We start from the raw sequence: 25,978 nt of genomic DNA, 5'->3' as shown, positions 1-25,978 counted from the left end.
CGAGACGCGCGCAAGAGCGCGCTCCTCCAGCGACAAAGGCGAGCCTTTGCGCGGGGATGACGGTGATGGTCCGCAGGTGGGTGGCCGAGCGTAACCCACCCCACAAAGCCCCTTTACTTGAACGCCTCGCAGACCGTGGTGTGATTCGGCGCGATCCGGGCCGTGGTCCGCAGCGAGACGTTGCGCCACCAGGCGTCCAGCGCGTGGCGGTCACAGGCGAGCTTCACGCTCATGCCGCCGGCGAATTTGATCCAGTCGGCAAAGCTTGGGCGGGACACCGCGATCACGACGGGAATATCGGCGTCGAGCGCACGCTCGATCACAAAGCCAAGGCCCTTGCCGTCGCGTTCCCGCTTGCCGAAGCGGTTGACGATGACGAGATCGGCGCCTTCAGCGAGCGCATCGGCGACGCGCACGCCCGCGTCCTGCAGCCGCGACAGATCGAGCTTGCAGCCGGTCGAACCAGAACTTGTCGTACTCGGAGCCGGCGGCTGCGCCAGCAGCAACGTCTCGCCGCTGTGGACCAGCACCGCCGACAGGCTGGAATCCGCGCATTGGCCTGATTGCACCATGCCGACGACGCGCGCGCCGTGCGCCTTCAACTCGCCGGCGAAGTCGCGCAGGACGGCGTCGGGATCGTCGTTGTCGTCATAGACCAGGGCGGCGAGGTCGCATTGGGCGTCGAACATGACGGGCTCTGTTCGTTGTGAAGAATAGAGGCGGCCGCGGCGCCAAGGGGACCGAGGCGTCGCGGCCGCATTTGTTGAGAGATCAGGCAGCCGGCGGGCCGTTGATGATCTGCAGCTGGGTGAATTCGGCGAGACCTTCCTCGGCGAATTCGGTGCCGATGCCCGACTGCTTGGCGCCGCCGAACGGAATGTTCGGGGCCATGTCGAGGTGCTTGTTGATCCACACCGTGCCGGCCTCGATCTGGGTCGCGATCTCATGCGCCCGCTTGATGTCCGACGACCAGACCGACGCGCCGAGGCCGTAGGTGGTGGCGTTGGCGCGGCGGATCACGTCGTCCTTGTCGGAGTATTTGATCACCGGCAGCACGGGGCCGAACTGCTCCTCGTCGACCAGCTTGGAGCCCTCCTTGATGTCGCGCACGATGGTCGGCTCGATGAAATAGCCGGGACGGTCCATCGCGGCGCCGCCGGCGATCACATTGCCGTTCTTGCGGGCGTCGTCGAGAAACGCCTTCACCTTCTCGTACTGCATCTTGTTCTGCAGCGGCCCAAGTTTTGTGCCTTGCTTGGAGCCGTCGTCGACGACGGTGTTCTTCGCGATGGCGACCAGCTCGTTGCAGATCTCGTCATAGACGGATTCGTGCACATAGAGCCGCTTGATGGCGAGGCAGACCTGGCCGGAGTTCTGGAACGCGCCCTCGAAGATGCCGGGCGCGACCTTCTTCGGATCGACGTCGTCGAGCACGATGCCGGCGTCGTTGCCGCCGAGCTCGAGCGTGATCCGCTTCAGGGTCTGCGATGCGCTCGCCATCACCTTCTGGCCGGTTGCGGTCGAGCCGGTGAAGGAGATCTTGCGGATGTCAGGGTGCTTGGTCATGTGGTCGCCGAGATCGTTGGCGTCGGCGATGAAGTTGAGCACGCCCTTCGGCAGGATGTCCTTGACCAGCTCGGCAAAGCGCAGCGAGGCCAGCGGCGTGGTGGGCGCAGGCTTCACCACCAGGGTGTTGCCGGCGAGCAGCGCCGACGGCAGCTTGAATGCCAAGATCAGCAGCGGATAGTTCCAGGGAATGATCGCGCCGACCACGCCGAGCGGGCGGCGATAGGCCTCGACCTTGCGGTCGCCGGAATTCTCGACCACGCGCATCGGCAGATCGAGCGAGCCGAGGTAGCGGAAGAAGCCGGCCATGCCCATGACTTCGCCGGTGGCATCCGCGAGCGGCTTGCCTTGCTCGCTGGTCAGGATGTGCGCGAGCTCGTTGGTGTTGGCCTCGATCGCCTCGGCCATCTTGATGATGAGCTTGCGGCGCTCTTCCATCGGCGTGGCGGCCCATGCCGGGTAGGCAGCCTTCGCCGCGGCGACGGCCTTGTCGAGCTGCTCCCTGGAGGCGCGGGGGCATTGCGCCACCACCTCTTCGGTCGCCGGATTGAGCACCGGCATGGTCTGGTCGCCGGGTACCATCTTGCCGTCGATGAGAAGCTTGTAATCACTCATAGGCTTTGCTCTCCCTGGTCAAACGGGCCCTTCGCGGGCCTCGCTATATTCCGTCATATATCACGATTGCAGCGGGCGGGCCACGGCCAAAGATGATCCGCGAATAACGGCTGGACGGCGGCAGGGATAGCGATATATCTTTGTGAATATAACGAGGAATGATCCGGAGTGCCGGCATGCAGATCGAAACCCAGGAGCTCACCACCTGCGAAGTCGCGCCCGACGGCTGCGCCATTTCGCTGGGATTCGTCGACGGCAAGGGTGAGCCCGCAACCATCCGCCTGTCGATCAACCAGGTCGGCGCGCTGGTCATGACGCTGCCCGGGCTGATCAGCAAGGCGCTGCAGACGCGTTTCGGCGACCAGAGCCTGCGCTACGCCTATCCGCTGGATTCATGGGTGCTCGAGCAGTCGACCGATCCGAGCCATGGCATGATGACGCTCAAAACATCGGACGGCTTCAGCGTCTGCTTCTCGATCCCGCGCGCCCAGCAGAACGAACTCGGTGAGGCGCTGGTGGCGCAACCGGCGACGCCGGTGCGGGTGCGGGCGAATTAGGGAGTGCGTGGTGCCTAGGATGGGTGGAGCGCAGCGATACCCGTCAAACGGCGTGCCGCAGGACAGATGATGGGTTTCGCTTCGCTCTACCCATCCTACGATTCTACTGTCCGCCATATTTTCCGCTGTCATGCCCCGCTTCATGCGGGGCATCCAGTACGCCGCGGCCCCTCGGTTCAGGCACTGAAGTCTCTGGAATACTGGATCGCCCGGTCAAGCCGGGCGATGACAGCACGAATGGGGATAGGGTGAGTTAGCCCATCCTACGAATTCACTTCCCCTTCACGAACGCCGCGAACGCATCGCCGAAATCCGGATGCCAGCGCGACCGCGGCGGGCGGTTCTCGACGATGTCGCCGGCGGCCCAGAGGATGCGGCGCCGTCGATCGCACGCAGATGCCTTGTCAAACTCCGTCCAGAATAGCCAGGCTGCCGCGCGTGCTCTTGAGTCTGAGACCAATTATCTTCTGGTAGGCGGCCGATTCGTACCAGCGTTCAGCGGATTCTCGTGACGGAAATTCAACGACCACTGTGCCGGGATGCTCCCACTGACCTTCCAGCACTGTCGCCTTGCCACCGGCAGCGAGAAACTGTCCCCCAAACGGCGCGGCCGTGTCCCCTACCTGCTTTCGATACTCTGTAAACATCGCTTCGTCGTGAACCGTCAACGTTACAATCAGGTAGGCTTTCATCTGAAACCCCTCATTGCTCAGCTGGTCGCCAAGCAAACGCTCAACGTGCGAGCGTAGCGCCGGCCCGGTGCTGGGTTGAGTTCCGAAAGATCTCGATATTTTCGGCAAGCCATTGCGGCAGCGTTCTCGGCGACTTGCCGGTCAGTATCTCGACAGTCGACGTGGTCTCTCCGAGAGCGGATTCGCGAAACATCTGGTCCAGCCCGACCAGCAGATCGGCGACCAGTGGCGGGAGGCCGTCAGCCAGCAGCGCGGCTCGCTGTTCCTCGGTCGACCGATGGTTGTAGACGACCGGGTGGCCGAGCAGGTTCGACAGTTGCTCGGCAACCTGCTGCATGGTCCAGGCCCGTGTCCCGGTCAGATGATAGGCGCGCTGCGACTCCGGGCTGAATTCCTCGAGCAACGCCACGCGTGCCACGTCGGCGACGTCACGGGTATCGATGAAGTTCACGCGCCCCTCGCCAGCCGCGCCCGCCCAGGAGCCGGCGGCGATTTGACCTGCCGCGCGCTTGAGGATGTCGAGGTATGCCGAGGGCCGCAAGACGGTCGACGCCACCGGCTGCTGAGCCAGATGTGCCTCGATCTGCATATGCCAGGCAAACGGATTGAGGCGAGATGCCGGCCCCAGGGCGGAGAGTTTGACAATATGGCGGACACCGGCAGCTACGGCGGCGTCGATCAACGCGATCTCGTTCACCACCTGCTGGGGCGACGTACCATGCGAAACGAACAGCCGATCGGTGCCGCGAAGCGCCTTCTGAAGCGTATCCGGCTGATCGAAATCGACAGCGGCGATGCGGGCACCTTTGGGCAGTTGCGGCGCGTCGGGCCGCCGGGTCAGCACCGTGATATCGACCGGATCGGAAGCGAGCAGGCTGGCCAGCGTCGAGCCGACGCGACCTGTGGCACCGGCTATGGCGATCCGCGGCTTGTGCGACACCGGTTGGATTTCCTTGGACATAGCGAACTCCTCCTTGTATCTTGGAACGATCGATCCAACATACATGGAACGATCGTTCCAAGATGTCAAGCGGGGTGTTTATGAGCGGCAAGCCGCAATTCGATGAAGTTGCCGTGATCGCCGCGGCAATCGAGGTTTTCTGGCGCAACGGCTATGCGGCCGCTGCCATCAGCGATCTGACCGAGGCCACGGGCCTGTCGCGCTCCAGCCTCTATCAGCGATTCCAGGACAAGGACGGCCTGTTCCGGGAAGCCCTCGCAGCTTATACGCAGCGCGTCTTGCGGCGCATGACCTCTGCCAAGGCTGATACCGCGCGCGGGCGACTGAACGCGTTGCTGCGCGCGTTTTTGCCGGACAGATCCCGGCCCGGGGGCTGCCTGATCGGGCGAAGCTGTGCCGAGATCTCGGCACTATCCAAGGCAGGACAGGCCGCCACACTGGCAGCAGCGGCACGTCAGCGTGACGTTTTGGCAGGCCTTCTGCGTGAAGGCGTTGTGGCGGGTGAGCTGCCCGAGGATGCCGACATCGATGCAATGGCTTGGTATTATCTCGGTGTGCTGCAGGCCGTATTGAATTTCCCGCAAGCGGGAGGTGATCCGAGCATGCTCGATCGCATGATCGACGTCGCCATGTCGGCTTGGCCCGACACTCGTCTCAGCGGCTCATGACGTCAGTGCAAGCCAACGGGCCGCGCGAATGCGCGCCCGATGACAGGCCTCGTCGCTTCGCTCTCCGCAATGACGGTGTAACTACTTCCCCTTCACGAACGCCGCGAACGCGTCGCCGAAATCCGGATGCCAGCGCGACAGCGGCGGGCGGTTCTCGACGATGTCGCCGGCGGCCCACAGGATGCGGCGCTCGTCGAGCGCGCGCGGCACGTCGTTGTCGGGGCAGAGGATATAGAAATCGCCGGCTTTGAGGTGCTCGATCATGAAGTCGACGGTCTGCTCCGCTGTCCAGGCGGCGGCCGGCTTCTCGGTGCGGCCGCGCGCGGTCAGCCCGGTAAAGACAAAACCCGGGATCAGGAGATGCGCCGTGATCTTGCAGCCGTCGGTGTTGCGCAGCTCGTGCTGCAGCGCCTCGGTGAACGCCTTCACGCCGGCCTTGGAGACGTTGTAGGCGGGGTCGCCCGGCGGCGTGGTGATGCCCTGCTTGGAGCCGGTGTTGATGATCAGGCCCGGCTGCCCGCGCTTGATCATGTTGGGCGCGAACGCCTGCGTGCCGTTGATGACGCCCCACAGATTGACACCCAGGATGCGCTGCCAATTGTCCGCAGGCCCGAACATCGCGCTGCCGGGCTGGATGCCGGCATTGTTCATCAGGACGTCGGTGCCGCCGAACTTTTTCGCGACCGCGGCCTCAAGGCTTGCCACCTCGTCGGCGCGGCTGACATCGACCGCAGCCGTCATGATGTCGGCGGCGCCGCCGGGCGCGGCGGATGACAGTTTTGCCGCCGCCGCCTTCAGCCTGTCATCGCCGAGATCGGCGATGCAGACCTTCATGCCGGCTTCGGCAAACCGCAATGCGGCGGCAAGCCCGATGCCGGATGCGCCTCCGGTGATCACGGCAACATGATTGGCTGATATCACGGGGTGGGGCATCGTTGGTCTCCAGACACATCTGTGGCTCAGTTGGAAAATCAGCATATCGCACCTGGCATGCACGCAGGTGCATGGGAGGTTTTCATGCGCGCCACCCTCGACAACGCCGGCGTCGCTTTACGGTTTCGTGCCCGCGCTGTAGAATCGTCGATATAACGCTTCCAAAACACCTCAGCCGACATTTTACAGGGAGTGCAAACATGGCTGTTTCGCAGGCTATTCCGATCACGCGCCATCCTTATGCCGATGGCTCTTACAAGCAGATGCTGATCGACGGCAAATGGGTCGACGCCGCCTCCGGCAAGAAATTCGAAACCCACAATCCCGCCACCGGTGAATTGCTCGCCTCCGTCGCCGAGGGCGATGCCGAGGACATCAACCGTGCGGTTGCGGCGGCGCGCCGCGCCTTCGAAGGGCCCTGGAGCAAGGTGAAGCCGTTCGAGCGGCAGAACATGCTGCTCAAGCTCGCCGAGCTGGTTGAGGCCAATTTCGAGGAACTGTCCCAGCTCGACACGCTCGACATGGGCGCGCCGATCAGCCGCACCCGCGGCAACCGGCTGCGCGCACTCGGCATGCTGCGCTACTACGCCGGTCAGGCCACCGCGATCCACGGCGAGACCATCGAGAACTCGCTGCCTGGCGAGATCTTCTCCTACACGCTGAAGGAGCCGATCGGCGTGGTCGGCGCCATCATCCCCTGGAACGGCCCGCTGACCGCCTCGATCTGGAAGATCGGCCCCGCGATCGCGACCGGCTGCACGGTGGTGCTGAAGCCGGCCGAGGAATCGCCGCTGACCTCGTTGCGCATCGGTGAGCTCTGCATGGAGGCCGGCATTCCGCCCGGCGTCGTCAACGTCGTGCCGGGCTATGGCGAGACCGCGGGCGCCGCGCTCGCCTCGCACCCCGATGTCGACAAAGTCGCCTTCACCGGCTCGCACGTCACGGGACAATCGATCATCCGTGCCTCGGCCGGCAACCTCAAGCGCGTCTCGCTCGAGCTCGGCGGCAAGTCGCCGGACATCGTGTTCGCCGACGCCGATCTCGACGCCGCGGTGCCGGGCGCTGCGATGGCGGTGTTCGCCAATTCCGGCCAGATCTGCAGCGCAGGCACGCGGCTGTTCGTCGAGCAGAAGGTCTATGACGAATTCGTCGGCCGCGTCGCCGAGTTCGGCAAGAAGCTGCAGGTCGGCAACGGCCTCGACCCCAACACCCAGATCGGGCCGCTGGTGTCGCAGCAGCAGATGGAGCGGGTCTCCAGCTATCTCGACATCGGCCAGAAGGAAGGCGCCAAGGCGCTGGCCGGCGGCGGCCGCCTCACCGAAGGCGCGCTGTCGAAGGGCTATTTCGTGCAGCCGACCGTGTTTGCCAATGTGCAGGACAACATGCGCATCGCGCAGGAGGAGATCTTCGGCCCGGTGATCTCGGCGATCTCGTTCAAGGATCCGGACGAGCTGATCAAGCGCGCCAACGCCACCACCTTCGGCCTCGGCTCGGGTGTCTGGACCACCAATGTCAGCAAGGCGCACCAGGTCGCCAAGGCGCTGCGCGCCGGCTCGGTCTGGGTCAATTGCTACCAGGCCATGGATCCGGCGGTGCCGTTCGGCGGCTACAAGATGAGCGGCTACGGCCGCGAGTCCGGCAAGCAGCACGTCGAGGAATATCTCAACGTCAAGGCGGTCTGGATCAAGACGGGTTAGGGCTGGCTTCTCACCTCTCCCCGCTTGCGGGGAGAGGTATCGCATCTACCGTCTTGGCGACCGCGCAAGCGCTCGGCCTCGTGATTCGAGACGCGCCGCAAGCGGCGCTCCTCACCATGCGGGCCAATAGTTCAGCCGCGAAGCAAGGCGTATATCCTTGCCCACCGCTGTCATCGCCCGGCTCGACCGGGCGATCCAGTACGCCGCGGCCCCTCGATTCAAGCACAGACGTCTCTGGAATACTGGATCACCCGCATGCGCGGGTGATGACACTGAGCAAGCCGCATCATCCAGAGGAGCCCGCCGAAGGCGGGCGTCTCGAAGGATGGCCCACGAGGGCATTGCCGCGAAATGCGATAAACCTTGCTGCCTGCGGGAGGAGGTCGGATTGCATTGACGGATGCAATCCCAATGCACGATTTCGGAATATTAGAAGAATATCCCTGATTTGCCCGACGCGTCAAGTTGCCTTGTCGAGCGCCGGCCGACGCCGGCTACTTTGCATGGGGTTGTTTTCGATATTTTCGTAAGCGCCCTTGCTGCGGCCGCCGATTCCAGCGTTTACCGCCCCGCGGCCTTCTTCGGCTTGCCGATGTCGCTGCGCAGGGCCTCGAGATCCTTGCGTACGGCGGTCGCCGCATCGCGCTCGATCTTGCGGTAGCGCGCCACCAAAGAGAGGCCGAACGGGGTCAGCACCGCGCCGCCGCCGTTCTTGCCGCCGGTCTGGCGTTCCACCGCCGCCTGCCGGCAGATGCGGTTGATCTCGTCGACCAGGTCCCAGGCGCGCTTGTAGCTCATGTCCATGGCGCGGCCGGCGGCGGAGATCGAGCCGCATTCCCTGATCCGCTCGAGCAGCAGGATCTTGCCCGGTCCGATGCGGTCTTCGGCATCGAGATCGATGCGGACGCTCAACGAGGGGAGCGATGTGGCGCTCGTTTTCGACATGGCAAGCCTGCTTGTCTGTTCACTAGATTGCCACTACCTGCTTTTGCGAACAAGATGAACCCGTGACATAACGGGCATGGTCCGGAAAAGTGGTAACCGGCTTTCCGGGGCGGATCATGCCCACTCTATAACGGAAACCACATAAGAATATTTGGGGTAGGCATGAGTTCTCCATCGCTGTTTTCGCCGCTCAAGGTCGGTCCCTATGAGCTGAAGCATCGCGTCGTGATGGCGCCGCTGACGCGGATGCGGGCGGCGCGGCCGAGCCTCGCGCCGCGGCCGATGAACGCGGAATATTACGCACAGCGCGCCACGCCCGGCGGCCTCTTGATCGCGGAAGCCTCGCCGGTGGTCGCCACCGGCTTCGGCAATCCCGGCGTCCCCGGCATCTATAGCGATACCCAGATCGCGGGCTGGCGCGAGGTGGTGGATGCGGTGCACGCCAAGGGCGGACTGATCTTCCTGCAGCTCTGGCACGTCGGCCGCGTCTCGCATTCCTCGTTCCAGCCGGATGGCGCGCTGCCGGTGGCGCCGTCGGCGGTCGCGATCCCCTCCGAGTTCAAGTGCATGACGGCGGACGGCAAGGTGGTCGACTACGAGACGCCGCGTGCGCTCGAGACCGGTGAAGTCGCCCTGATGGTCGAGGCCTACCGGCAGGGGGCGAAGAACGCGCTCGCCGCCGGCTTCGACGGCGTCGAGATACACGGCGCCAATGGCTATCTGATCGAGCAGTTCCTGCAATCGCGCAGCAATCTGCGCACCGACCAGTATGGCGGATCGATCGAGAACCGCGTCCGCTTCCTGCTGGAAGTGACGCAGGCGGTGACCGAGGTCTGGGGCGCCGACCGCGTCGGTGTGCGGCTCTCGCCCTACGGCATCGCCAATGGCAGCGGCGAGGCCGACCCGATGCCGCTCTACAGCCACGCCATCAAGGCGCTGGACAAGTTCGGGCTCGCCTATCTGCATTTCATCGAGCCGCGCGCCTCGGGCACCGGTCGCGCCGAGGTCGACTGGCAGAACGTGCCGTCCGCGATGGTGCTGTATCGCCCGATGTGGAGCGGTGTCCTGATCACCGCCGGCAATTTCGTCGGCGACAGCGCGCAGAGTGCGGTCGCGGAAGGTCATGCCGATGCGATCGCGTTCGGCCGCTATTTCATCTCCAACCCGGATTTGCCGCGCCGCCTGCAGCGCGGCTATCCGCTGACCAAGTACAACCGCGCGACCTTCTATGCCGGCGAGGAGAAGGGCTACACGGACTATCCCGTGCACGATGAGATGGCGCAGGCCTGACTTCGTAGCCCGGATGAAGCGCAGCGCAATCCGGGGCCTTTTGTCGGCGGATCAACCGTCCCCGGATTTCGCTTCGCTGCATCCGGGCTACGATGGTTCCATCTTCGTCATTGCGAGCGAAGCGAAGCAATCCATATCTCCCAGCTTGCGGAGAGATGGATTGCTTCGTCGCTTCGCTCCTCGCAATGACGTGTAGACCGGGAGACCCCGATGTTTCCGGACGACGAGTTCGAGCCGACGAAGAAGCCCAAGCCGGTGGCGCTGGCAAAGCCTGCGGCCGGCCAATGTCTGTGCGGCAAGGTGCGGTTCGAGATCGACGTGCCGGCGCGCTGGGCCTGGCACGATCACACCGCTGCGAGCCGCCGCGCCCATGGCGCTGTCTATGCGACTTATGTCGGCAGCTGGAAGAAACGCTTCCGCATCACGCAGGGCGAAAGCGAGCTCTCGCGCTATGAGGACACGAAAAGCAAGACCGCGCGCAGCTTCTGCGCCAATTGCGGCACGCCCGTCATCTACGAGCGCGCGCGGTCGCCGCACATGGTCAATATCCCGCGTGCGCTGTTTTCGGGGCGCACCGGCCGGCAGCCGCTCTATCACATCGCGATCGAGGAATTGCAGGAATGGGCCTACACCGGCGAGCCGCTGGTGCCGCTGAAGGGCTATCCCGGCGTGGTCTGGCAGCGTTCGAAAAAGAAGAAGCGCAGCGAGCGCGAGGGGATGTTCTAGGACGCCAGCTCGCGTGCCGGCATTCGGGGGAGGCGGTCGCACGCAACCTTGCGTCAGTGCTTCACGTAGATGACCTCATCCGTTCCTGCGTATTCCTCGGTCCACCCTCTCTTGTCGACGAGGAACCTCTTCAGCGGTTCGTGCGCCTTCACCCAGAGCACCGTGTCGATCTTGTACTTGGCAAGCACGGTGTCCCAGGCGGTCTCATCGACCTCCCATTTGATCAGACTGAAATAGTCGCGCAGCAGCTCATCGGGATAGGCGGTAGCCGATCGGCCATCGACGAACACCGGCACCGCACCGCGCGTGTAGAAGATCAGGAGTCCGCCGACGTTCCAGTGGTTCAGCAGCCGCGCATGCGGAAAATGGCTTTGAAGATCGCGCGCATCCTGTTCCGAGAGCAGCTGCGGAAGCGCGAGCGCCGGTTTGACGACCATCAGCGTCAGCGGCAGCGCGCACATTCCGATGATGCCGGCAACCAAGAGCGAGCTCTGGACCTTGAGATCGTTGAGCTGCTTGGGCAGCACCCGGTCGATGTGAAGCGCCAGCGGCACCGTTGCGAACATGAAGAAGAACGACATGTACCGGTATTGATAGAACCCCAGCAGCAGGAACAGCCAGGACAGCAGCCGCGACTCCAGAGGAGCCGGCGAAGCAGCCGGGTGGCGGAGCTCGAACGCCGCAAATATCGCGATATAGACGATGCCGGGAATGCTCCCGGGCACGGTGAAGTTCGCGGAATAAGACCACCACTCGGTGATGTTCGCCTGCGCAAAGTGGCCGAGCGTGGTCGTGACGCCGTCGTAGATATGCCAGCCAAGCGGATTGATCAGGATCGCGACAAGGCAGCCGGCAGCTGCGAAACCGTAGATCTTAAGACCTGCCCAGTCCCGCCTGAGCACGGACGCGGCGCCGAAAATGCCGATGATGAAAAGCCCGAGCACGAAGCCGCCATGCAGATTGGCCCAAAGCACCATCATCACCGGCAGCAGGAACCATCTGGTTCGCTTCAGGCACTCTGCGTAGAAGACGACGCAGAACAACATGGTGGGGGTGTTCGGCGAAGCGGCGAGATAGGAATTCGGCGCGGTCACGAACGCCGGGTAAAGCAGGCACGCGGCGAGAACGGAAATGCCAACCGCGAGTGTCGAGGCGCCGCTGCGCAGGCAGATCGATGCAAGATATCCGGCGATGACGGCGCCACATGCAATGACCGCCAATGTGAGGCCGGTATATCCCGTGTATTGAAACACCACGCTGGCGACCACGTCCCAGAGCCAGGACAGATTGTACCATTGCCTGTCGCCGAGGGTGAACGACCATGGATCCTGAAAGGGGACGTTGCCGCGCTCCCTGATCAGGTCTCCGGCGGCGAGGTGCCATCCGAGATCAAGGTGGCCGAGCAGGAGCGGCCCGTTCGACAGGTAGTACAGAGACGTGACTGCGATCAGGAAGACATAGAGTCCGAGCTTCTCGCGCCCGATCGTTCCCGGTCCTCTATCGAGCCTGGTTCCGTTCCAGGCCGCCAGCGCGTCCATGACTGAACCCCCGCGATCGAATCGAGCCGCCTGCGGGCCCTGCATGCTTTTCTGTGTGCTTGATGAAGACAAACCATCGTCGCTTTAGGACACTCTCGCTAAAGTAGCGTTAAAGTCGGCCGCGCAATTCGATGGCTCCCGTCGAGGTTCACGTCTGCCCCGCGCCGGCTTTCGAGGGACTGGCCGGCGGAGTGAAATGACGAGCGCGTGCCCTAGAGAGCCAGGCGCGCGCCAGCGGAATGCGGCCATGACCGGCGGCTCGATTGCTCCCCAAGCGCAAGTTTGGTCATCTCCTCCCGCCGTCGGCCGACTCGCCGGCAGGCCTGGAGGAAACATGAAGAATCGCATAACCGGCCGCTCGGCATTCCTGGCGCTGCTGAAGGACGAGGGCGTCACGCATCTGTTCGGCAATCCCGGCACCACCGAACTGCCGATCATGCATGCGCTGAAGGACCATCCCGACCTCACCTATGTGATGGCGATGCAGGAGAGCCTGGTCGTCGCGATGGCCGATGGTTTCAGCCGAGCCTCCGGCAAGCTCGTCGCCTGCAACGTCCATGTCGCGCCCGGTCTCGGCAATGCGATGGGCTCGCTCTACAATGCGAGCTTCACCGGCACGCCGCTGATCCTCACCGCCGGCCAGCAGGAGCAGGGCCACGGCCTGACCGAACCGGTGCTCTATGGCCCGCTGGTGCAGATGGCCACGCCCTTGGTGAAATGGGCGGTCGAGGTGACGCGGCTCGAAGACCTGCCGCGCATCGTGCGCCGCGCCGCCAAGATCGCGACCACGCCGCCCACGGGACCGGTGTTCATCTCGCTGCCCGGTGACATTCTCAACGCCGAGGCCGGCATCGAGCTCGGCCGCTCCACCCGGGTCGACACAAGGGTCCGGCCGTCGGAAGATTCGTTGAAGGCGCTGGCCGCGCGGATCCTGAAAGCCGAGCGTCCGGTGATCGTCGTCGGCGACGAGATCGTCAAAAGCGACGCGCTGCGCGAGGCGGCCGATCTGGCCGAGACGCTGGGCTGCCCGGCCTGGCAATCGCCGACGCCCTATGGTTCGCATTTTCTTTCCGAAAGCCCGAGCTTCATGGGCGCGATCGCGCGGCTGCAGAAGGTCGCCCGCGATGTGCTGGCGCCGTATGATCTGTTGATCGCGCTCGGCGGCGATCCGCTGCGGATGTCGGTCTATAGCGAGGTCGATCCGCTGCCGGACGGGCTCTCGATCGTGCAGGTCGGGCTGGTCGACAGCGATCTCGCCAGGAACTACGGCGCCGAGATCGCGGTCAAGGCCGACGTCAAGGAGACGCTGCGCGCGCTGGTCCCGGCATTGAAGGAGCTCGGCGGCGGCGCACTGGAGACGCGCGCCAGGCAGGGGCTCGCGGCGCTGTCGACGAAGAACTGGGCGGCGAAGCGCGAGGCGCTGGTCGAGCAGATCTCGAAGGCGGCCCTGAAATCGCCGATCGATCCGGACTGGCTCGCCCTGCAAGTCGTGGAGGCGATGCCGGACAACGCGATCCTGGTCGACGAAGGTCTGACCTCGTCGCGGCAGATCCTCGCGCTGCGCCCGCATCGCGACCGCTACGGCTATCACGCGCTCGCCTCCGGCGGCATCGGCTGGGGCCTGCCGGCCGCGGTCGGCGTCAGCCTCGCCAATCCGCAGCGCCCGGTGGTGTGCTATTCCGGCGACGGCTCGTCGATGTATTCGATCCAGTCGCTGTGGACCGCCGCCAATCACAAGCTGCCGCTCAACTTCGTCATCGTCAACAATGGCGGCTATCGCATCATCAAGCAGCGCCTGCTCGCCTTCCATGGTGACGACAATTATGTCGGGATGGATTTCATCGACCCGCCGGTCGATTTCACCGGCGTCGCGCGCTCGCTCGGGCTCGAAGCGATCAAGGTGACCGACCCGCAGGAGCTGAAGGGCGTGATGAAGTCGGCGTTCAGCCGTCCCGGCGCGAAGCTGATCGAGGTGATGGTCAGCAATTCGGTGAATTGAGCGCGGCGCGCGCTCCGTCCCGTCATCCTGAGGTGCGAGCGGAGCGAGCCTCGAAGGATGCACGGCCCGGCCGGTGGCCGTCGATCCTTCGAGACGCGCGCAAGAGCGCGCACCTCAGGATGACGGAACTATCCGCGTCATTGCGATGAGCGAAGCGACGAAGCAAATCCATACTTCCGTTCGCCCGGTGCGATGGATTGCTTCGCTTCGCTCGCAATGACGGAGACGATCACTCCGCCGCCGCGCTCTTCACCCGATATCGCCCCGCCGGATGCGTCGCATCGAGCCTGGCGCGCCCCGCGCCGAACAGCTTCTCGCGCAGCGTGCCCTTGGCATACTCTTTCTTGAAGCGGTCGCGCTTGACGAGCTCCGGCACCAGCATGTCGGCGATGTCCTCGAAATCGCCGGGCGAGATCGCAAACGCGACGTTGAGGCCGTCGACGTCGGTGTCCTCGAACCATTGCTCGATCTTGTCGGCGACCTGCTCGGGCGTGCCGACCACCACGGGGCCGGCGCCGCCGATGCCGACATGCTCGGCGACCTCGCGCACGGTCCAGATCCGATCGGGGTCGGCGCGGGTGACATTATCCATCGCCGAGCGGCCGGCATCGTTCTGCACGTGCCGCACCTCCTGATCGAGCGAATAGGTCGAGAAGTCGACGCCGGTCCAGCCCGACATCAGCGCCAGCGCGCCCTCATGGCTGATATGGCTGCGATACTCGGCATATTTCGCCTTGGCTTCGGCCTCGGTCGGCGCGACCACGATGCACATCATCGAGAACATCAGGATCTCGGCGGCGTTGCGGCCCTTTGCGGCGGCGAGCTCGCGGATCGCCGACACGCGCGGGCCGATCACTTTGGCTGAGGGCCCTGACATGAACACGCATTCGGCGTGCTCGGCGGCGAATTGCCGGCCGCGCGGTGAGGTGCCGGCCTGGTAGAGCACCGGCGTGCGTTGCGGCGACGGCTCCGAGAGATGGATCGCGTTGAGCCGGTAGTTGCTGCCTTCGTGTTGCACGCGATGCACCTTCGCGGGATCCGTGAAGATGCCGCGCGCGACGTCGCGGACCGCGGCGTCGTCCTCCCAGCTGCCTTCCCAGAGCTTGTAGACCAGCTCCATATATTCGTCGGCGAGTTCGTAGCGGTCGTCATGCGCGGTCTGCTTGTCCTTGCCGGCACCGCGCGCCGCGGAATCGAGATAGCCGGTCACCACGTTCCAGCCGACCCGGCCGCCGGTGAGGTGATCGAGCGTCGACATTCGCCGCGCGAACGGGTAGGGCGGCTCGAACGAGAGATTGCTGGTGACGCCGAAGCCGAGATTCTCGGTTACCGCGGCCATCGCCGGGATCAGCATCAACGGCTCGTTGGCCGGGGTCTGCGCCGCATTGCGCAGTGCCGCATCCGGATTGCCCGCATAGACGTCATAGACGCCGAGCACGTCGGCCAGGAATAGACCATCGAACCGGCCACGCTCCAGCGTCTTCGCCAGATCGGTCCAGTAGGACAATTTGTTGTAGTCCTTGGTGCGGTCGCGCGGATGGGTCCACAGCCCCGGCGACTGATGCGCCACGCAGTTCATGGCAAAGGCGTTGAGCCGGATTTGTTTTGTCATTGTCGAAACCTTGGTCGAAACCTTGAGCGCCGCTTCGAATGCTGCCCGGTCGGATGCCGGGCGTCCCGCAGCAACTTGTTGCGACTTCCCACGTTTTGGCAAGGCCCCCTTCGCGATTCACACCCTTCCGGTGGCGCGCCGATCCCGATAGGTTGCCGGCCTCCAGAAGCATAATCCGGGCGCAAAGCGTCGCGTTCCGGTGGGATCATGCCAAGAAATCATCTCAAGACGCGACCGGACGAAGGAACAATCATGGCGACACGGGCCGACGCAATCGCAAACGTGCGAGAGCATTTTAAATCGGGACAGTTCCTGCAGGAGCTGGACCGCAGGGTCGGCTACCAGACCGAGAGCCTGAATGCCGACAAGGCCGATGCGCTGCGCGCCTATCTGGTCGAGAATCTGCAGCCGGCCTTCGCCGAGCTCGATTTCAAGACCCGGCTGATCGAGTCGCCGACCGGCCGCGGGCCCTACCTGATCGCCGACTACCAGGAGGATGCCGCGCGGCCGACCGTGCTGACCTACGGCCACGGCGACGTCGTCGACGGCATGGTCGGCGAATGGCGCGATGGGCTCAATCCCTGGCAGACCACGGTCAAGGGCGACCGCGTCTATGGCCGCGGCACCGCCGACAACAAGGGCCAGCATTCGATCAACATGGCCGCGCTGCGCGCGGTGAAGCAGGCGCGCGGCGGCAAGCTCGGCTTCAACGCCAAGTTCATCATCGAGACCGGCGAGGAGATCGGCTCGCCCGATCTGCGCGAGGTCTGCGAGGCGCATCGCGAGGAGCTGAAGGCGGATCTGTTCATTGCCTCGGACGGGCCGCGGCTGTCGGCGGACCGGCCGACGATCTTCCTCGGCTGCCGCGGCGGCAACCGCATCCATCTCGACGTCAACCTGCGCGAGGGCGGCAACCATTCCGGCAATTGGGGCGGCGTGCTGGCCAATCCGGCGACGATTCTGGTCAACGCGATCGCGAGCCTGGTCGACGGCAAGGGCCGCATGAAGCTCGAGATCCTGAAGCCGCCGCCGATCTCGAACCGCGTCCGTGCCGCGCTCGCCGACGTCGAGATCAAGCCGACGGCGGACGAGCCGGCGCTGGCGGAGGATTGGGGCGAGGAGGGCCTGACCGCGGCCGAGCGGCTCTATGCCTGGAACACGCTGGAAGTGCTGGCGATGTCGTCGGGCAATATCGACAAGCCCGCCAATGCAATTCCGGGCAAGGCGAATGCGGTGCTGCAGCTCCGCTTCGTGGTCGGCACCAGATATCTCGAAGTGATCGATGGGGTGCGCGACTATCTGCACAAGAACGGCTTTCCGATGGTCGAGGTCTCGGGCGCGCAGCGCTTTGGCGCCTCGCGCACCGACATGGACAGCCCGTGGATCGAGTGGGCGGCGAATTCGATCCGCACCACCACCGGCAAGGCGCCAGCGGTGCTGCCGAACTTCGGCGGCTCGCTGCCGAACGACGTGTTTTCGGAAGGGCTGGGCCTGCCGACGATCTGGGTGCCGCATTCCTATCCGGGCTGCTCGCAGCACGCGCCCGACGAGCACATCCTGCTGCCGGTGACCGAGGAGGCGCTGACCATCATGGCCGGCCTGTTCTGGGATCTCGGCGAGACGCCGCGCAAGGGGTGAAGGAAGGGCTCGCTATTTCTCCGTCATCCTGAGGTGCGAGCGGAGCGAGCCTCGAAGGATGAATCGGCCACCAGCGGGGCCGTGCATCCTTCGAGGCTCGCAAGAGCTCGCACCTCAGGATGACGGGGAAGCCGTCGGCTATGACGAGTTCAGAGAATAGTGCCTGACACGGCCAAGGAATCTAGATGACCCTATCGACGCCGCTTACCTCCGAAGTCGACGCCACCACAAAGAAAAACATCACCCGCCTGATCGTCGCGACCTCGGTCGGCAATGCGCTCGAATGGTACGACATCTCGGTCTACGCCTATTTCGCGGTCTATCTCTCCAAGGCGTTCTTTCCGGCCAATGATCCGACCACCTCGCTGCTGCTGACCTTCGGCAGCTTCGGCCTGTCGTTCCTGATCCGCCCGATCGGCGGCATCGTGCTCGGCGCCTATGCCGACCGTCACGGCCGCAAGGCCTCGCTGATGCTGTCCATCGTGCTGATGACGTTGGGCACGCTGGTGCTGGCCTTGATGCCGACCTATCAGACCATTGGCATCCTGGCGCCGATCGCGGTGATGCTGGCGCGGCTGGTGCAGGGCTTTTCCGCCGGCGGCGAGTTCGGCTCCTCGACCGCGTTCCTGGTCGAACACATGCCGGAGCGGCGCGGCTTCGTGGCGAGCTGGCAGTTCGCGAGCCAGGGCGTCAGCGGCCTGCTCGGTGCAGGCTTCGGTGCGCTGTTGACGTCGCTGATGAGTCCCGAGGATTTGCAATCCTGGGGCTGGCGGCTGCCGTTCCTGTTCGGCGTGCTGATCGGCCCGGTCGGCATCTACATCCGCAACCATGTCGACGATGCGACGCCGCCGCCGGCGGCGGGCAAGCAGGATTCGCCGGTCAGGGAAGTGTTCGCGCGGCAGAAGCTCGCCACGATGCTGGCGATCGGTGCGCTCGCGGTGTCGACCGCGGTGAACTATTTGATCGTCTACATGCCGACCTATGTGGTGAAGACGCTCAACCTCGCGCCGTCGGTCGGATTCATCGCTGCATTCGCCGCGCAGACGGCGGTCGCGCTGCTGGCGCCGATCGCAGGCCTCGTCTCCGACAGGATCGGGCGCACCACGCACATGATCCTGTTTGCGCTGCTGCTGCTGGTCTCGATCTTCCCGGCCTTCCTGCTGCTCACGGGCAGGCCGACGCCGACCATCATCCTGATCGGCGTGCTGTGGCTCGGCGTCCTCAAGTCGCTATATTACGGGCCGCTCGCCGCGCTGATGTCGGAGCTGTTTCCGGCGGCGACGCGTGCCACCGGGCTCGGCCTCAGCTACAATATCGGCGTCACATTGTTCGGCGGCATGGGCCCGGCGATCATGACCTGGATGGGCGGCTTCGCGCCGATCGGTGAGCTCGCACCGGGCTACTACCTCACCGGCGTCTGCTTGCTCAGCCTGTGGGCGCTGTTCACCATCCGCCGGCTGCGGCTGGCTTGATTTCGTGAAGCGAAATTCGAACATCCCGTTGCTGCAAGGCAGCGTAGATAGTCGCAATCAAAGTTTCATCTCACGAAAGTATACGATGTCCGGCGCGCGTCATCCGTTTTAGGATGATGTCCGCCGGCACATCCCTTTGTCGTGCCGGTTCAGGATTTGGAATTGAAGGCAAGGAAGACCAAGGCATGAACGCCTCCACGACTGCGACCGCACGGACCAGCCGCAAGAGGCCACCGCCGGAGCCTGGCCAACCCGACAAGTTCAACGCGATCCAGAAGGTCTGCGCGATCTTGCGCGTGCTGGCGCAGCGCTCGCCGCTGCGGCTGACCGACATCGCCGACACCACCTCGCTGAACAAGGCGACCGCGCTGCGCATCCTCAACTCGCTGATCGAGGAAGGTTTCGTCAGTCGGCTCGCCGGCGCCAAGACCTATGAGCTCGGCCAGGAGGCGCGGGTGATGGCGGTCGGCGCGCGCCGCTCGGTCGACATCGCCGAGCTGGCGCAGCCGAGCCTGCTCCGGCTGTCGGAGCGCTCCGCGGATACGGCGCTGTTGTCGGTGCGCTCCGGCGTCGAGGCGCTGTATCTGGCGCGCTCGGTCGGCAGCCACCCGCTGCAGCCGAATTATCTGCAGATCGGCAGCCGCCGTCCGCTCGGCGTCGGCGCAGGCGCGCTGGCGCTCTTGGTCTGGCTGCCGGATGCCGAGATCGAGGCCGTGATCGAGGTGATCGTGCCTCGGCTGGCGAAATCGCCGCGCATCACGCCAAAATTCCTGCGCGAGCGGATCGCCGTGGCGCGCAAGGCCGGCCACACCGTGCTGCTCGACGCCGCATTCCCCGGCATGGGCGGCGTCGGCGTTCCCGTCCGCGACGATGCCGGCGAGGTGGTCGCCGCGCTGTCGATCGGCGCTGCCACCGACCGCATCCGCCGCCGCGAAAGCGAGCTCGCCGACATGTTGAAGAAGGAAGCCCAGGTGCTGGCCCGCGCGATGGCCCAGGCGCCGAAGAACGGGCGTCCGGCGAAGGCGGGTTGAAGCGGGCAGTAGGTCTTTCCGCGGACTGGCTTCACCTCTCCCGCTTGCGGGGGAGGTCGGATTGCATCGAAGATGCAATCCGGGTGGGGGCTTTCTCCACTAGATGACTCGCGGTGATACCCCCACCCCAACCCTCCCCCGCAAGCGGGAGAGGGGGCGCACTGCCGGCTTGATGCGCTCAACTCCCTCTCGTCGGGCGCTAAGCCCCCTCGTCCAGCGCCACCAGCTCGCGCTTCCTGCGCAGCGACGGCAGCAGCGGGCCGACCAGCAGCAGCAGCGCGAAGGCGAGGCAGATCGCCGAGATCGGCCGTTCCACGAAGGTCATGAGATCGCCCTGCGAGAGGATCAGCGACTTGCGCAGATTGTTCTCCAGCATCGGCCCGAGCACGAAGGCCAGCACCAGCGGCGCCGGCTCGTAGCCGAGCTTGCGCATGAAATAGCCGATCACGCCGAACGCGATCATGACATGGACGTCGAACACGTTGTTGCTGGAGCAGTAGACGCCGATGATCGTGAACAGGATGATCAGCGGGAACAGCACATTGTAGGGCAGCCGCAGCAGCTGCACCCACATCCCGATCATCGGCAGGTTGAGCACCAACAGCATCAGATTGCCGATATACATGCTGGCGACGATGCCCCAGAACAACGTTGGGTTCTGCGAGATCATCAGCGGTCCCGGCTGCAGGCCGTGGATCACGAAGGCGCCGAGCAGCAGGGCCATCACCACATTCGGCGGGATGCCGAGCGTCATCAGCGGAATGAAGGCGCCGCCGGCCGCGGAATTGTTGGCCGATTCCGGCCCCGCGACACCCTCGATCGCGCCGTGGCCGAAACGCTCCGGATGCTTCGACAGCCGTTTCTCCAGCGCATAGGATGCAAACGATGCCACCACGGCACCGCCGCCGGGCAGGATGCCGAGGAAGAAGCCGAGTACGGTGCCGCGTGCCACCGGACCGGCGCTCGCCTTCCAGTCTTCCTTGTTGGGCAACAGCTGGGTGATCTTGGCGTTGATGATGTCGCGCCTGATCGCCTGCTCGGTGTTGAGCAGCACCTCGGCGACGCCGAACAGGCCCATCACGACAGGCACGAGGCCGATGCCGTCGATCAGCTCGATGCGGCCGAAGGTCAGCCGCGGCTGCGCGGTGATGCTGTCGAGCCCGACCAGGCCGAGCACGACGCCGATGCAGGCCATCAGCAGCGCCTTGGCCATCGAGCCCTGGGTGAGGAACGTCAGCACGACGAGGCCGAGCACCATCAGGCTGAAATACTCGGCCGGGCCGAACGCGATCGCGACGCTGGCGAGCGAGGGCGCCACCAGCATCAGGGCGACCAGCGAGAAAGTGCCAGCGATGAACGAGCCGAACGCGGAGATGCCGAGCGCGGGGCCGGCGCGGCCCTGCTTGGCCATCTGGTGGCCGTCGATGCAGGTGACGACGGAGGCGGCTTCGCCGGGGATATTGACGAGGATCGAGGTGGTCGAGCCGCCATACATCGAGCCGTAGTAGATGCCGGCCATCATGATGATGCCGGACTCCGGCGTGCCGGACAGCGTGACCGGCAGCAATAGCGACATCGCGGAGATCGGGCCGATGCCGGGCAGCACGCCGACCAGCGTGCCGATGAACACGCCGATGAAGCAATAGAGCAAATTGACCGGCAGCAGCGCGACGCCGAGGCCGTGGGCGACATTGACGAGAGTATCCATGGGCGCTCAACCGATCTCGAAGATGCCGCTCGGCAACTGGATCGCGAGCAGGTGCTTCAGCACCCACCACATCCCAAGCGGGGCAAGGATGGACAGCGGGATCGCCAGCGACCAGCGCACCGGATCGATCACCCGCAACAGCAACAGCATCAGCGGGATCGCCGACAGCAGGAAGCCCAGCGGCTCCAGCGCAAAGGCGAACGCGGTGAGGCAGACGATGACGAGGACCGGCTTGCCCCAGCGCGCATTCTCCCATCGCGAGGCGAAGCTCGGACCGCCCTCGGTGACCGCCGCGACCATGATCGAGATCGCGAACACGCACATCAGGATGCCGGTGTAGAACAGCACGTAGCCGGAGCCGGGATCGTTGATGGTGCCGAGCTTGAGCTTCAGCCCCGACCAGATCACGAAGCCGCCGAGCGCGAGCCCGATCAGCCCGCCCCAGAGCTCGGAGTTGTTGAGACGGAGTTTGACGTTGGTTTGGTCTGTCATGTGTTGCTCTCAATCACCGTCACCCTGAGGTAGCGAAGCGCAGCGTAGCCCTCGAAGGGCGACGGTGCCCGCGTCCATCCTTCGAGGCGCGCAAGAGCGCGCACCTCAGGATGACGTCCTCGCTCGTGGCGAGTTCAGTTCTCTGTCTTTGTTTCTTACTTCTTCGCCAGCCCGAGGGTGTCGATCACCTTGCGCTCGGACTCGGTGACCTCGACCACGAACTTCCTGTAGTCCTCGGTGTTCTTGTAGTTCGGCACCATGTCGTATTTGGCCAGCGTCGCGATCACGGCCGGGTCCTCGATCGCCTTCTTGAAGGCGTCGTGCAGCTTGGCCACGATCTTGGGATCCATGCCCTTGGGGCCGGCGATGCCGAACGGCGAGTCATAGATCATGGGATAGCCGAGCTCCTTCAGCGTCGGCACGTCGGGATAGTTCGGCGAGCGCGCGCCGGTCCACACCATCAAGAGCCGGAGCTTGCCGGCGTCGACCAGCGGCCGCCAGCCGGTGGAATCGGCCTGCAGCATGGTGTGCTGGCCGAGCACCGCGGCGTTGGTCTCGGCGCCGCCCTTGAACGGCACCTGGGTCAGCTTGATCCCGCCGGCCATCAAGGCGATCTGCTCCATGCCGATATGCAGCGAGGTGCCGGTGCCCGGCGTCGCATAGGTCACCTTGCCGGGATTCTTCTTGGCGAAGTCGACCACGTCCTGCCAGGTCTTGAACTGCGACTCCGCATTGGTGGTGACGCCGAAGGTGTAGCCGGTGAGGTGGACGATGTAGGAGAAATCCTTCGCCGGATCCCACGACACGTCCTGCATCAGCGGCAGGCGGAACACGGTGATCGGGATCTGCGCGATGGTGTAGCCGTCGGGCTTGGCGCCGGCGGCCATGGTCGCGGGACCCACGGTGCCGCCGCCGCCCGCCTTGTTGTCGACCGCGATCGGCTGGCCCAGCACCTTGGAGGCGCTCTCGGCGATCGCGCGCATCGAGATATCGGTCGAGCCGCCCGCCGGCCACGGCACGATCAGCGTGATCGGCTTGGTCGGATAATCCTGCGCCTGCGCCGCTGTTGACAGCAGCATGCCGGCGGCGGCGAGCAGGACCATCCAGGAATTGCGCTGCGACATCTCGATCTCTCCCCGTGTGGCCGCGTTCGATCGCGGCCATGTCTTGTTCGGTGTTGGCAATGATCGTCCCTGTCGTCGCAGGGACACGCTGCGCATTGGACAGAACGCGGCGGGCAACGGAAGAGCGAAGGCGCCGACTGCGACAATTGGCCTGCCGCGAGTTGGCGCGACCTGCCGAGCCGCGGAATTCAATCGGTCTTTGGTCTGACGGAGTGGCAACTATTGGCAGCTCCTGGCAGTATGCGGGGAGGGCGCGCCACCCCGCGCCCTGACCGGCAAGCCGCGTTTGGTCAAGCGTATAATCCAGGGAACCCAAGGGCATCGGCGTCTTGCGGGATCGCGCCCTTCCGGTCATCATGGGGCGTCCGCCGCAGGAAAACTTCCCCGACAGATGACGCGATCGCCCGACGCCACCGACGACGCTGTGACGACGGTGTTTGCCGGCATTCCCGCATTGCTCGACCAGGCGCCGCTCTTGGTCTCGCGCGGGCGGCTGCTCGATTGCGACTGCCTGCTCGGCCCGACGGCGCGGCCGTTTCACGCCGCGATCCGGGCCGGCCGCATCGTCGAGTTCGTGCCCTCGCCGGTCCTGATGCGCTCGTGGCGCTTTGCCTATCGTGCGACGCCGCAGGCCTGGGCCGCCTATTGGCAGGCCGAGCCGAAACCCGGCTGGCACGATCTGCTGGCCTTGACCAAGCGCGGCGAGGCGGTGCTCGGAGGCGATCTGCATCCCTTCATGGCGCACCTGCAATACTTCAAGGACCTGCTGGCGCTGCCGCGGCAGCATTTCGCGGCGGCCGTATCATGAGCGGTACGATCATGAACGGCCATATCGAGCCGATGGTCGGCCGCTACGTTCACGTCGAGATCGGCGGCGAGCTGCACCGGATCTATTTCGAGGAGAACGGCAAGGGCATTCCGCTGGTCTGCCTGCATACCGCGGGATCAGACGCGCGGCAGTGGCGGCATCTGCTCGCAGATAGCGCGTTTGCCGAAAATTTCCGCGTCATTGCCTTCGATATGCCCTGGCATGGCAAGTCGAATCCGCCGAAAAGCTGGACCGGCGATGAATACCAACTCACCACCAACAGCTACACCGAGACCATCCGCGCCTTCTGTCGCGCATTGCGGCTGGAGAAGCCTGTCGTGATGGGCTGCTCGATCGGCGGCCGCATCGTGCTCAACCTTGCGATCGAATATGCCGCCGAGTTTCGCGCGCTGATCGGGCTCGAGGCCGCCGATTTCCAGACGCCATGGTACGACACCGACTGGCTCAATCGGGCGGACGTTCACGGCGGCGAGGTCTGCGCCGCGTTGGTGTCGGGGCTGATTGCGCCACAGAGCCCGGCGCCTGCGCGGATGGAAACGCTGTGGGCCTACAAGCAGGGCGGTCCCGGCGTGTTCAAGGGCGACCTGTATTTCTACCGTGTCGACGGCGACCTGCGCGGCCGGGTCGCGTCAATCGATACTAAAGTATGCAAGCTCTATCTCCTCACGGGCGAGTATGATTTCTCCTGCACGCCTGAGGACACGAGGCGGACGGCAGCGGCAATAGGGGGCGCCAGCGTCACGATCATGGAAAAGCTCGGTCATTTTCCGATGAGCGAGAATCCGGACCAGTTTCGCCGCTACATCGCACCCGTCCTCGCCGACATTCTCACGCAGTAAATCGACGCTTCCACGAAGGAGTAGACGTATGACATCCAAATATCTGATCGGCCTCGCGTTCGCCGCCGCGCTCGGCGCGAGCCAGGCGCAGGCCGAGGAGCTTACGGGAACCCTGAAGAACATCAAGGACACCGGCGCGATCACGCTCGGCTACCGCGATTCCTCGATCCCGTTCTCCTATCTCGACGACAACCAGAAGCCCGTCGGATATGCGATGGACATCTGCTACAAGATCGTCGATGCCATCAAGAAGGAGCTGAAGCTCGACAAGCTCGAGGTCAAGCTCAACCCGGTGACCTCGGCGACGCGTATCCCGCTGATGGCCAACGGCACCGTCGACCTCGAATGCGGCTCGACCACCAACAATGCCGAGCGCCAGAAGCAGGTCTCCTTCACCAACTCGCACTTTCTGACCGCGAGCCGCTACGTCACCAAGAAGGCGAGCAAGATTAACTCGATCGATGATTTGAAGGGCAAGACGGTGGTCTCGACCGCCGGCACCACCAACATCAAGCAGCTCACCGAGGCCAACGTCGCACGCGGGCTGAGCATCAACATCATCCCGGCCAAGGATCATGCCGAGGCCTTCCTGATGGTCGAGACCGACCGCGCGGTCGCCTTCGTGATGGACGACATCCTGCTCGCGAGCCTCGTCGCCGGCTCGAAGTCGCCGGACGACTACGTGATCTCCAAGGACGCGTTCTCCAAGCCCGAGCCCTACGGCATCATGCTGCGCAAGGATGACGCGCCGTTCAAGAAGGTCGTCGACGGCGCCACCGCCGCGCTCTACACCAGCGCCGAGGGCCAAAAGATCTACGACAAGTGGTTCAACCAGAAGATCCCGCCGAAGGGCCTGAACCTCAACGTGCCGCTCGGGCCGGAGATGAAGAAGCAGCTTGCCAAGCCGTCGGATTCACCCGATCCGGATGCCTATCTGGTGAACTGATCGCAGTGTTGCGCATGACCCGTCGCCGTCGGCGGCGGTCTTGAAAGTTAGCATGTCCGGCCATTTTGGAGGAAAATGGCCGGACATTTGCATAGACGCC

General features: G+C 64.6%; 23 protein-coding genes and 1 pseudogene. 12 read left to right on the top strand and 12 right to left on the bottom strand.

Features of this window, described 5'->3' with window-relative positions:
• Nucleotides 1–113: 113 nt before the first annotated feature.
• Together AAFG07_RS36195 and AAFG07_RS36190 are read right to left on the bottom strand one after the other, a co-directional pair.
• On the bottom strand, nt 114–689 hold the full coding sequence (locus AAFG07_RS36195; protein ID WP_342724428.1) for a DUF2478 domain-containing protein: 576 nt from the start codon (nt 687–689) through the stop codon (nt 114–116).
• 82 nt (nt 690–771) lie between these two features.
• The gene (locus AAFG07_RS36190; RefSeq protein ID WP_342724427.1) at nt 772–2,181 is read right to left on the bottom strand and encodes an aldehyde dehydrogenase family protein; all 1,410 of its coding nucleotides are present in this window, start codon (nt 2,179–2,181) and stop codon (nt 772–774) included.
• A gap of 176 nt (nt 2,182–2,357) precedes the next feature.
• On the opposite strand from AAFG07_RS36190, the gene AAFG07_RS36185 reads away from it, so the two are divergent.
• On the top strand, nt 2,358–2,738 hold the full coding sequence (locus AAFG07_RS36185; RefSeq protein WP_342724426.1) for a hypothetical protein: 381 nt from the start codon (nt 2,358–2,360) through the stop codon (nt 2,736–2,738).
• 271 nt (nt 2,739–3,009) lie between these two features.
• Here AAFG07_RS36185 and AAFG07_RS36180 read toward each other — a convergent pair.
• From AAFG07_RS36180 to AAFG07_RS36170, 3 genes and pseudogenes are all read right to left on the bottom strand, one after another.
• Nucleotides 3,010–3,117 (bottom strand): annotated as a pseudogene (locus tag AAFG07_RS36180) (short-chain dehydrogenase); the annotation flags it as partial.
• Between the two features lie 25 nt (nt 3,118–3,142).
• Nucleotides 3,143–3,430, bottom strand: coding sequence for a DUF1330 domain-containing protein (locus AAFG07_RS36175; RefSeq protein WP_342724425.1), 288 nt, complete (start codon nt 3,428–3,430; stop codon nt 3,143–3,145).
• A 40-nt stretch (nt 3,431–3,470) separates the two neighbouring features.
• Nucleotides 3,471–4,391 (bottom strand): NAD(P)H-binding protein, encoded by a 921-nt coding sequence (locus AAFG07_RS36170; RefSeq protein ID WP_342724424.1) that lies wholly within the window; start codon nt 4,389–4,391, stop codon nt 3,471–3,473.
• 80 nt (nt 4,392–4,471) lie between these two features.
• Here AAFG07_RS36170 and AAFG07_RS36165 point away from each other — a divergent pair, with 80 nt between their 5' ends.
• Nucleotides 4,472–5,059, top strand: a complete 588-nt coding sequence (locus AAFG07_RS36165) for a TetR/AcrR family transcriptional regulator (protein WP_342724423.1) — start codon at nt 4,472–4,474, stop codon at nt 5,057–5,059.
• An 81-nt stretch (nt 5,060–5,140) separates the two neighbouring features.
• Here AAFG07_RS36165 and AAFG07_RS36160 read toward each other — a convergent pair whose 3' ends face one another.
• The gene (locus AAFG07_RS36160) at nt 5,141–5,992 is read right to left on the bottom strand and encodes an SDR family NAD(P)-dependent oxidoreductase (protein WP_342724422.1); all 852 of its coding nucleotides are present in this window, start codon (nt 5,990–5,992) and stop codon (nt 5,141–5,143) included.
• Between the two features lie 200 nt (nt 5,993–6,192).
• Between AAFG07_RS36160 and AAFG07_RS36155 the strand changes: the two genes are divergently transcribed.
• Nucleotides 6,193–7,689: an aldehyde dehydrogenase family protein gene (locus tag AAFG07_RS36155; RefSeq protein ID WP_342724421.1), complete on the top strand. Its 1,497-nt coding sequence runs from the start codon at nt 6,193–6,195 to the stop codon at nt 7,687–7,689.
• Between the two features lie 561 nt (nt 7,690–8,250).
• Here AAFG07_RS36155 and AAFG07_RS36150 read toward each other — a convergent pair.
• The gene (locus AAFG07_RS36150; protein ID WP_342724420.1) at nt 8,251–8,634 is read right to left on the bottom strand and encodes a winged helix-turn-helix domain-containing protein; all 384 of its coding nucleotides are present in this window, start codon (nt 8,632–8,634) and stop codon (nt 8,251–8,253) included.
• A 162-nt stretch (nt 8,635–8,796) separates the two neighbouring features.
• On the opposite strand from AAFG07_RS36150, the gene AAFG07_RS36145 reads away from it, so the two are divergent.
• Together AAFG07_RS36145 and AAFG07_RS36140 are read left to right on the top strand one after the other, a co-directional pair.
• Nucleotides 8,797–9,924 carry an alkene reductase gene (locus AAFG07_RS36145; RefSeq protein ID WP_342724419.1) on the top strand — a complete coding sequence of 376 codons (1,128 nt, stop codon included), beginning with the start codon at nt 8,797–8,799 and terminating at the stop codon, nt 9,922–9,924.
• Between the two features lie 210 nt (nt 9,925–10,134).
• Nucleotides 10,135–10,650, top strand: a complete 516-nt coding sequence (locus AAFG07_RS36140; RefSeq protein ID WP_342724418.1) for a GFA family protein — start codon at nt 10,135–10,137, stop codon at nt 10,648–10,650.
• 53 nt (nt 10,651–10,703) lie between these two features.
• Here the strand turns inward: AAFG07_RS36140 and AAFG07_RS36135 are convergent, their stop codons facing one another.
• Complete coding sequence (locus AAFG07_RS36135; RefSeq protein ID WP_342724417.1) at nt 10,704–12,188, bottom strand: hypothetical protein; 1,485 nt, start codon at nt 12,186–12,188, stop codon at nt 10,704–10,706.
• A 334-nt stretch (nt 12,189–12,522) separates the two neighbouring features.
• On the opposite strand from AAFG07_RS36135, the gene AAFG07_RS36130 reads away from it, so the two are divergent.
• Entirely contained in the window at nt 12,523–14,187 is a 1,665-nt protein-coding gene (locus AAFG07_RS36130) for a thiamine pyrophosphate-binding protein (protein ID WP_342724416.1), read from the top strand.
• Nucleotides 14,188–14,416: 229 nt separating this feature from the next.
• Here the strand turns inward: AAFG07_RS36130 and AAFG07_RS36125 are convergent, their stop codons facing one another.
• A complete protein-coding gene (locus tag AAFG07_RS36125; RefSeq protein ID WP_342724415.1) occupies nt 14,417–15,799 on the bottom strand; it encodes an LLM class flavin-dependent oxidoreductase in 1,383 nt (460 codons plus the stop codon).
• A gap of 252 nt (nt 15,800–16,051) precedes the next feature.
• Between AAFG07_RS36125 and AAFG07_RS36120 the strand changes: the two genes are divergently transcribed.
• The 3 genes from AAFG07_RS36120 (at nt 16,052) to AAFG07_RS36110 (ending at nt 19,940) form a co-directional block, all read left to right on the top strand.
• Complete coding sequence (locus AAFG07_RS36120; protein ID WP_342724414.1) at nt 16,052–17,437, top strand: M20 family metallopeptidase; 1,386 nt, start codon at nt 16,052–16,054, stop codon at nt 17,435–17,437.
• Nucleotides 17,438–17,622: 185 nt separating this feature from the next.
• Nucleotides 17,623–18,909, top strand: a complete 1,287-nt coding sequence (locus tag AAFG07_RS36115; RefSeq protein ID WP_342724413.1) for an MFS transporter — start codon at nt 17,623–17,625, stop codon at nt 18,907–18,909.
• A 185-nt stretch (nt 18,910–19,094) separates the two neighbouring features.
• Nucleotides 19,095–19,940 carry an IclR family transcriptional regulator gene (locus AAFG07_RS36110; RefSeq protein ID WP_342724412.1) on the top strand — a complete coding sequence of 282 codons (846 nt, stop codon included), beginning with the start codon at nt 19,095–19,097 and terminating at the stop codon, nt 19,938–19,940.
• Nucleotides 19,941–20,139: 199 nt separating this feature from the next.
• Here the strand turns inward: AAFG07_RS36110 and AAFG07_RS36105 are convergent, their stop codons facing one another.
• The 3 genes from AAFG07_RS36105 to AAFG07_RS36095 all read right to left on the bottom strand — a co-directional run bounded on the left by AAFG07_RS36105 (nt 20,140) and on the right by AAFG07_RS36095 (nt 23,243).
• Nucleotides 20,140–21,648 carry a tripartite tricarboxylate transporter permease gene (locus AAFG07_RS36105; protein WP_342724411.1) on the bottom strand — a complete coding sequence of 503 codons (1,509 nt, stop codon included), beginning with the start codon at nt 21,646–21,648 and terminating at the stop codon, nt 20,140–20,142.
• A 6-nt stretch (nt 21,649–21,654) separates the two neighbouring features.
• Nucleotides 21,655–22,140, bottom strand: coding sequence for a tripartite tricarboxylate transporter TctB family protein (locus AAFG07_RS36100; RefSeq protein ID WP_342724410.1), 486 nt, complete (start codon nt 22,138–22,140; stop codon nt 21,655–21,657).
• Nucleotides 22,141–22,295: 155 nt separating this feature from the next.
• Nucleotides 22,296–23,243 carry a tripartite tricarboxylate transporter substrate binding protein gene (locus tag AAFG07_RS36095; RefSeq protein ID WP_342729341.1) on the bottom strand — a complete coding sequence of 316 codons (948 nt, stop codon included), beginning with the start codon at nt 23,241–23,243 and terminating at the stop codon, nt 22,296–22,298.
• Nucleotides 23,244–23,655: 412 nt separating this feature from the next.
• On the opposite strand from AAFG07_RS36095, the gene AAFG07_RS36090 reads away from it, so the two are divergent.
• From AAFG07_RS36090 to AAFG07_RS36080, 3 genes are read left to right on the top strand one after another with little or no spacing between them, the layout of a single operon-like run.
• Nucleotides 23,656–24,072 (top strand): hypothetical protein, encoded by a 417-nt coding sequence (locus AAFG07_RS36090; RefSeq protein WP_342724409.1) that lies wholly within the window; start codon nt 23,656–23,658, stop codon nt 24,070–24,072.
• A complete protein-coding gene (locus tag AAFG07_RS36085) occupies nt 24,069–24,932 on the top strand; it encodes an alpha/beta hydrolase (protein WP_342724408.1) in 864 nt (287 codons plus the stop codon). The genes AAFG07_RS36090 and AAFG07_RS36085 overlap by 4 nt, the downstream gene beginning before the upstream one ends.
• Nucleotides 24,933–24,960: 28 nt before the next feature.
• Nucleotides 24,961–25,878, top strand: a complete 918-nt coding sequence (locus AAFG07_RS36080; RefSeq protein WP_342724407.1) for an amino acid ABC transporter substrate-binding protein — start codon at nt 24,961–24,963, stop codon at nt 25,876–25,878.
• Nucleotides 25,879–25,978 lie beyond the last annotated feature (100 nt).

Source organism: Bradyrhizobium sp. B097 (assembly GCF_038957035.1).
Classification (GTDB): domain Bacteria; phylum Pseudomonadota; class Alphaproteobacteria; order Rhizobiales; family Xanthobacteraceae; genus Bradyrhizobium.
The sequence above is the reverse complement of the archived record's forward strand: the minus strand, read 5'-3'. Positions and strand labels throughout refer to the sequence as shown.

What these genes read in the sequence shown, in the direction of transcription:
- AAFG07_RS36195 (WP_342724428.1), bottom strand. Translation starts at nt 689, where the DNA reads ATGTTCGACGCCCAATGCGACCTCGCCGCCCTGGTCTATGACGACAAC.
- AAFG07_RS36190 (WP_342724427.1), bottom strand. Translation starts at nt 2,181, where the DNA reads ATGAGTGATTACAAGCTTCTCATCGACGGCAAGATGGTACCCGGCGAC.
- AAFG07_RS36185 (WP_342724426.1), top strand. Translation starts at nt 2,358, where the DNA reads ATGCAGATCGAAACCCAGGAGCTCACCACCTGCGAAGTCGCGCCCGAC.
- AAFG07_RS36175 (WP_342724425.1), bottom strand. Translation starts at nt 3,430, where the DNA reads ATGAAAGCCTACCTGATTGTAACGTTGACGGTTCACGACGAAGCGATG.
- AAFG07_RS36170 (WP_342724424.1), bottom strand. Translation starts at nt 4,391, where the DNA reads ATGTCCAAGGAAATCCAACCGGTGTCGCACAAGCCGCGGATCGCCATA.
- AAFG07_RS36165 (WP_342724423.1), top strand. Translation starts at nt 4,472, where the DNA reads ATGAGCGGCAAGCCGCAATTCGATGAAGTTGCCGTGATCGCCGCGGCA.
- AAFG07_RS36160 (WP_342724422.1), bottom strand. Translation starts at nt 5,992, where the DNA reads ATGCCCCACCCCGTGATATCAGCCAATCATGTTGCCGTGATCACCGGA.
- AAFG07_RS36155 (WP_342724421.1), top strand. Translation starts at nt 6,193, where the DNA reads ATGGCTGTTTCGCAGGCTATTCCGATCACGCGCCATCCTTATGCCGAT.
- AAFG07_RS36150 (WP_342724420.1), bottom strand. Translation starts at nt 8,634, where the DNA reads ATGTCGAAAACGAGCGCCACATCGCTCCCCTCGTTGAGCGTCCGCATC.
- AAFG07_RS36145 (WP_342724419.1), top strand. Translation starts at nt 8,797, where the DNA reads ATGAGTTCTCCATCGCTGTTTTCGCCGCTCAAGGTCGGTCCCTATGAG.
- AAFG07_RS36140 (WP_342724418.1), top strand. Translation starts at nt 10,135, where the DNA reads ATGTTTCCGGACGACGAGTTCGAGCCGACGAAGAAGCCCAAGCCGGTG.
- AAFG07_RS36135 (WP_342724417.1), bottom strand. Translation starts at nt 12,188, where the DNA reads ATGGACGCGCTGGCGGCCTGGAACGGAACCAGGCTCGATAGAGGACCG.
- AAFG07_RS36130 (WP_342724416.1), top strand. Translation starts at nt 12,523, where the DNA reads ATGAAGAATCGCATAACCGGCCGCTCGGCATTCCTGGCGCTGCTGAAG.
- AAFG07_RS36125 (WP_342724415.1), bottom strand. Translation starts at nt 15,799, where the DNA reads ATGACAAAACAAATCCGGCTCAACGCCTTTGCCATGAACTGCGTGGCG.
- AAFG07_RS36120 (WP_342724414.1), top strand. Translation starts at nt 16,052, where the DNA reads ATGGCGACACGGGCCGACGCAATCGCAAACGTGCGAGAGCATTTTAAA.
- AAFG07_RS36115 (WP_342724413.1), top strand. Translation starts at nt 17,623, where the DNA reads ATGACCCTATCGACGCCGCTTACCTCCGAAGTCGACGCCACCACAAAG.
- AAFG07_RS36110 (WP_342724412.1), top strand. Translation starts at nt 19,095, where the DNA reads ATGAACGCCTCCACGACTGCGACCGCACGGACCAGCCGCAAGAGGCCA.
- AAFG07_RS36105 (WP_342724411.1), bottom strand. Translation starts at nt 21,648, where the DNA reads ATGGATACTCTCGTCAATGTCGCCCACGGCCTCGGCGTCGCGCTGCTG.
- AAFG07_RS36100 (WP_342724410.1), bottom strand. Translation starts at nt 22,140, where the DNA reads ATGACAGACCAAACCAACGTCAAACTCCGTCTCAACAACTCCGAGCTC.
- AAFG07_RS36095 (WP_342729341.1), bottom strand. Translation starts at nt 23,243, where the DNA reads ATGGTCCTGCTCGCCGCCGCCGGCATGCTGCTGTCAACAGCGGCGCAG.
- AAFG07_RS36090 (WP_342724409.1), top strand. Translation starts at nt 23,656, where the DNA reads ATGACGCGATCGCCCGACGCCACCGACGACGCTGTGACGACGGTGTTT.
- AAFG07_RS36085 (WP_342724408.1), top strand. Translation starts at nt 24,069, where the DNA reads ATGAGCGGTACGATCATGAACGGCCATATCGAGCCGATGGTCGGCCGC.
- AAFG07_RS36080 (WP_342724407.1), top strand. Translation starts at nt 24,961, where the DNA reads ATGACATCCAAATATCTGATCGGCCTCGCGTTCGCCGCCGCGCTCGGC.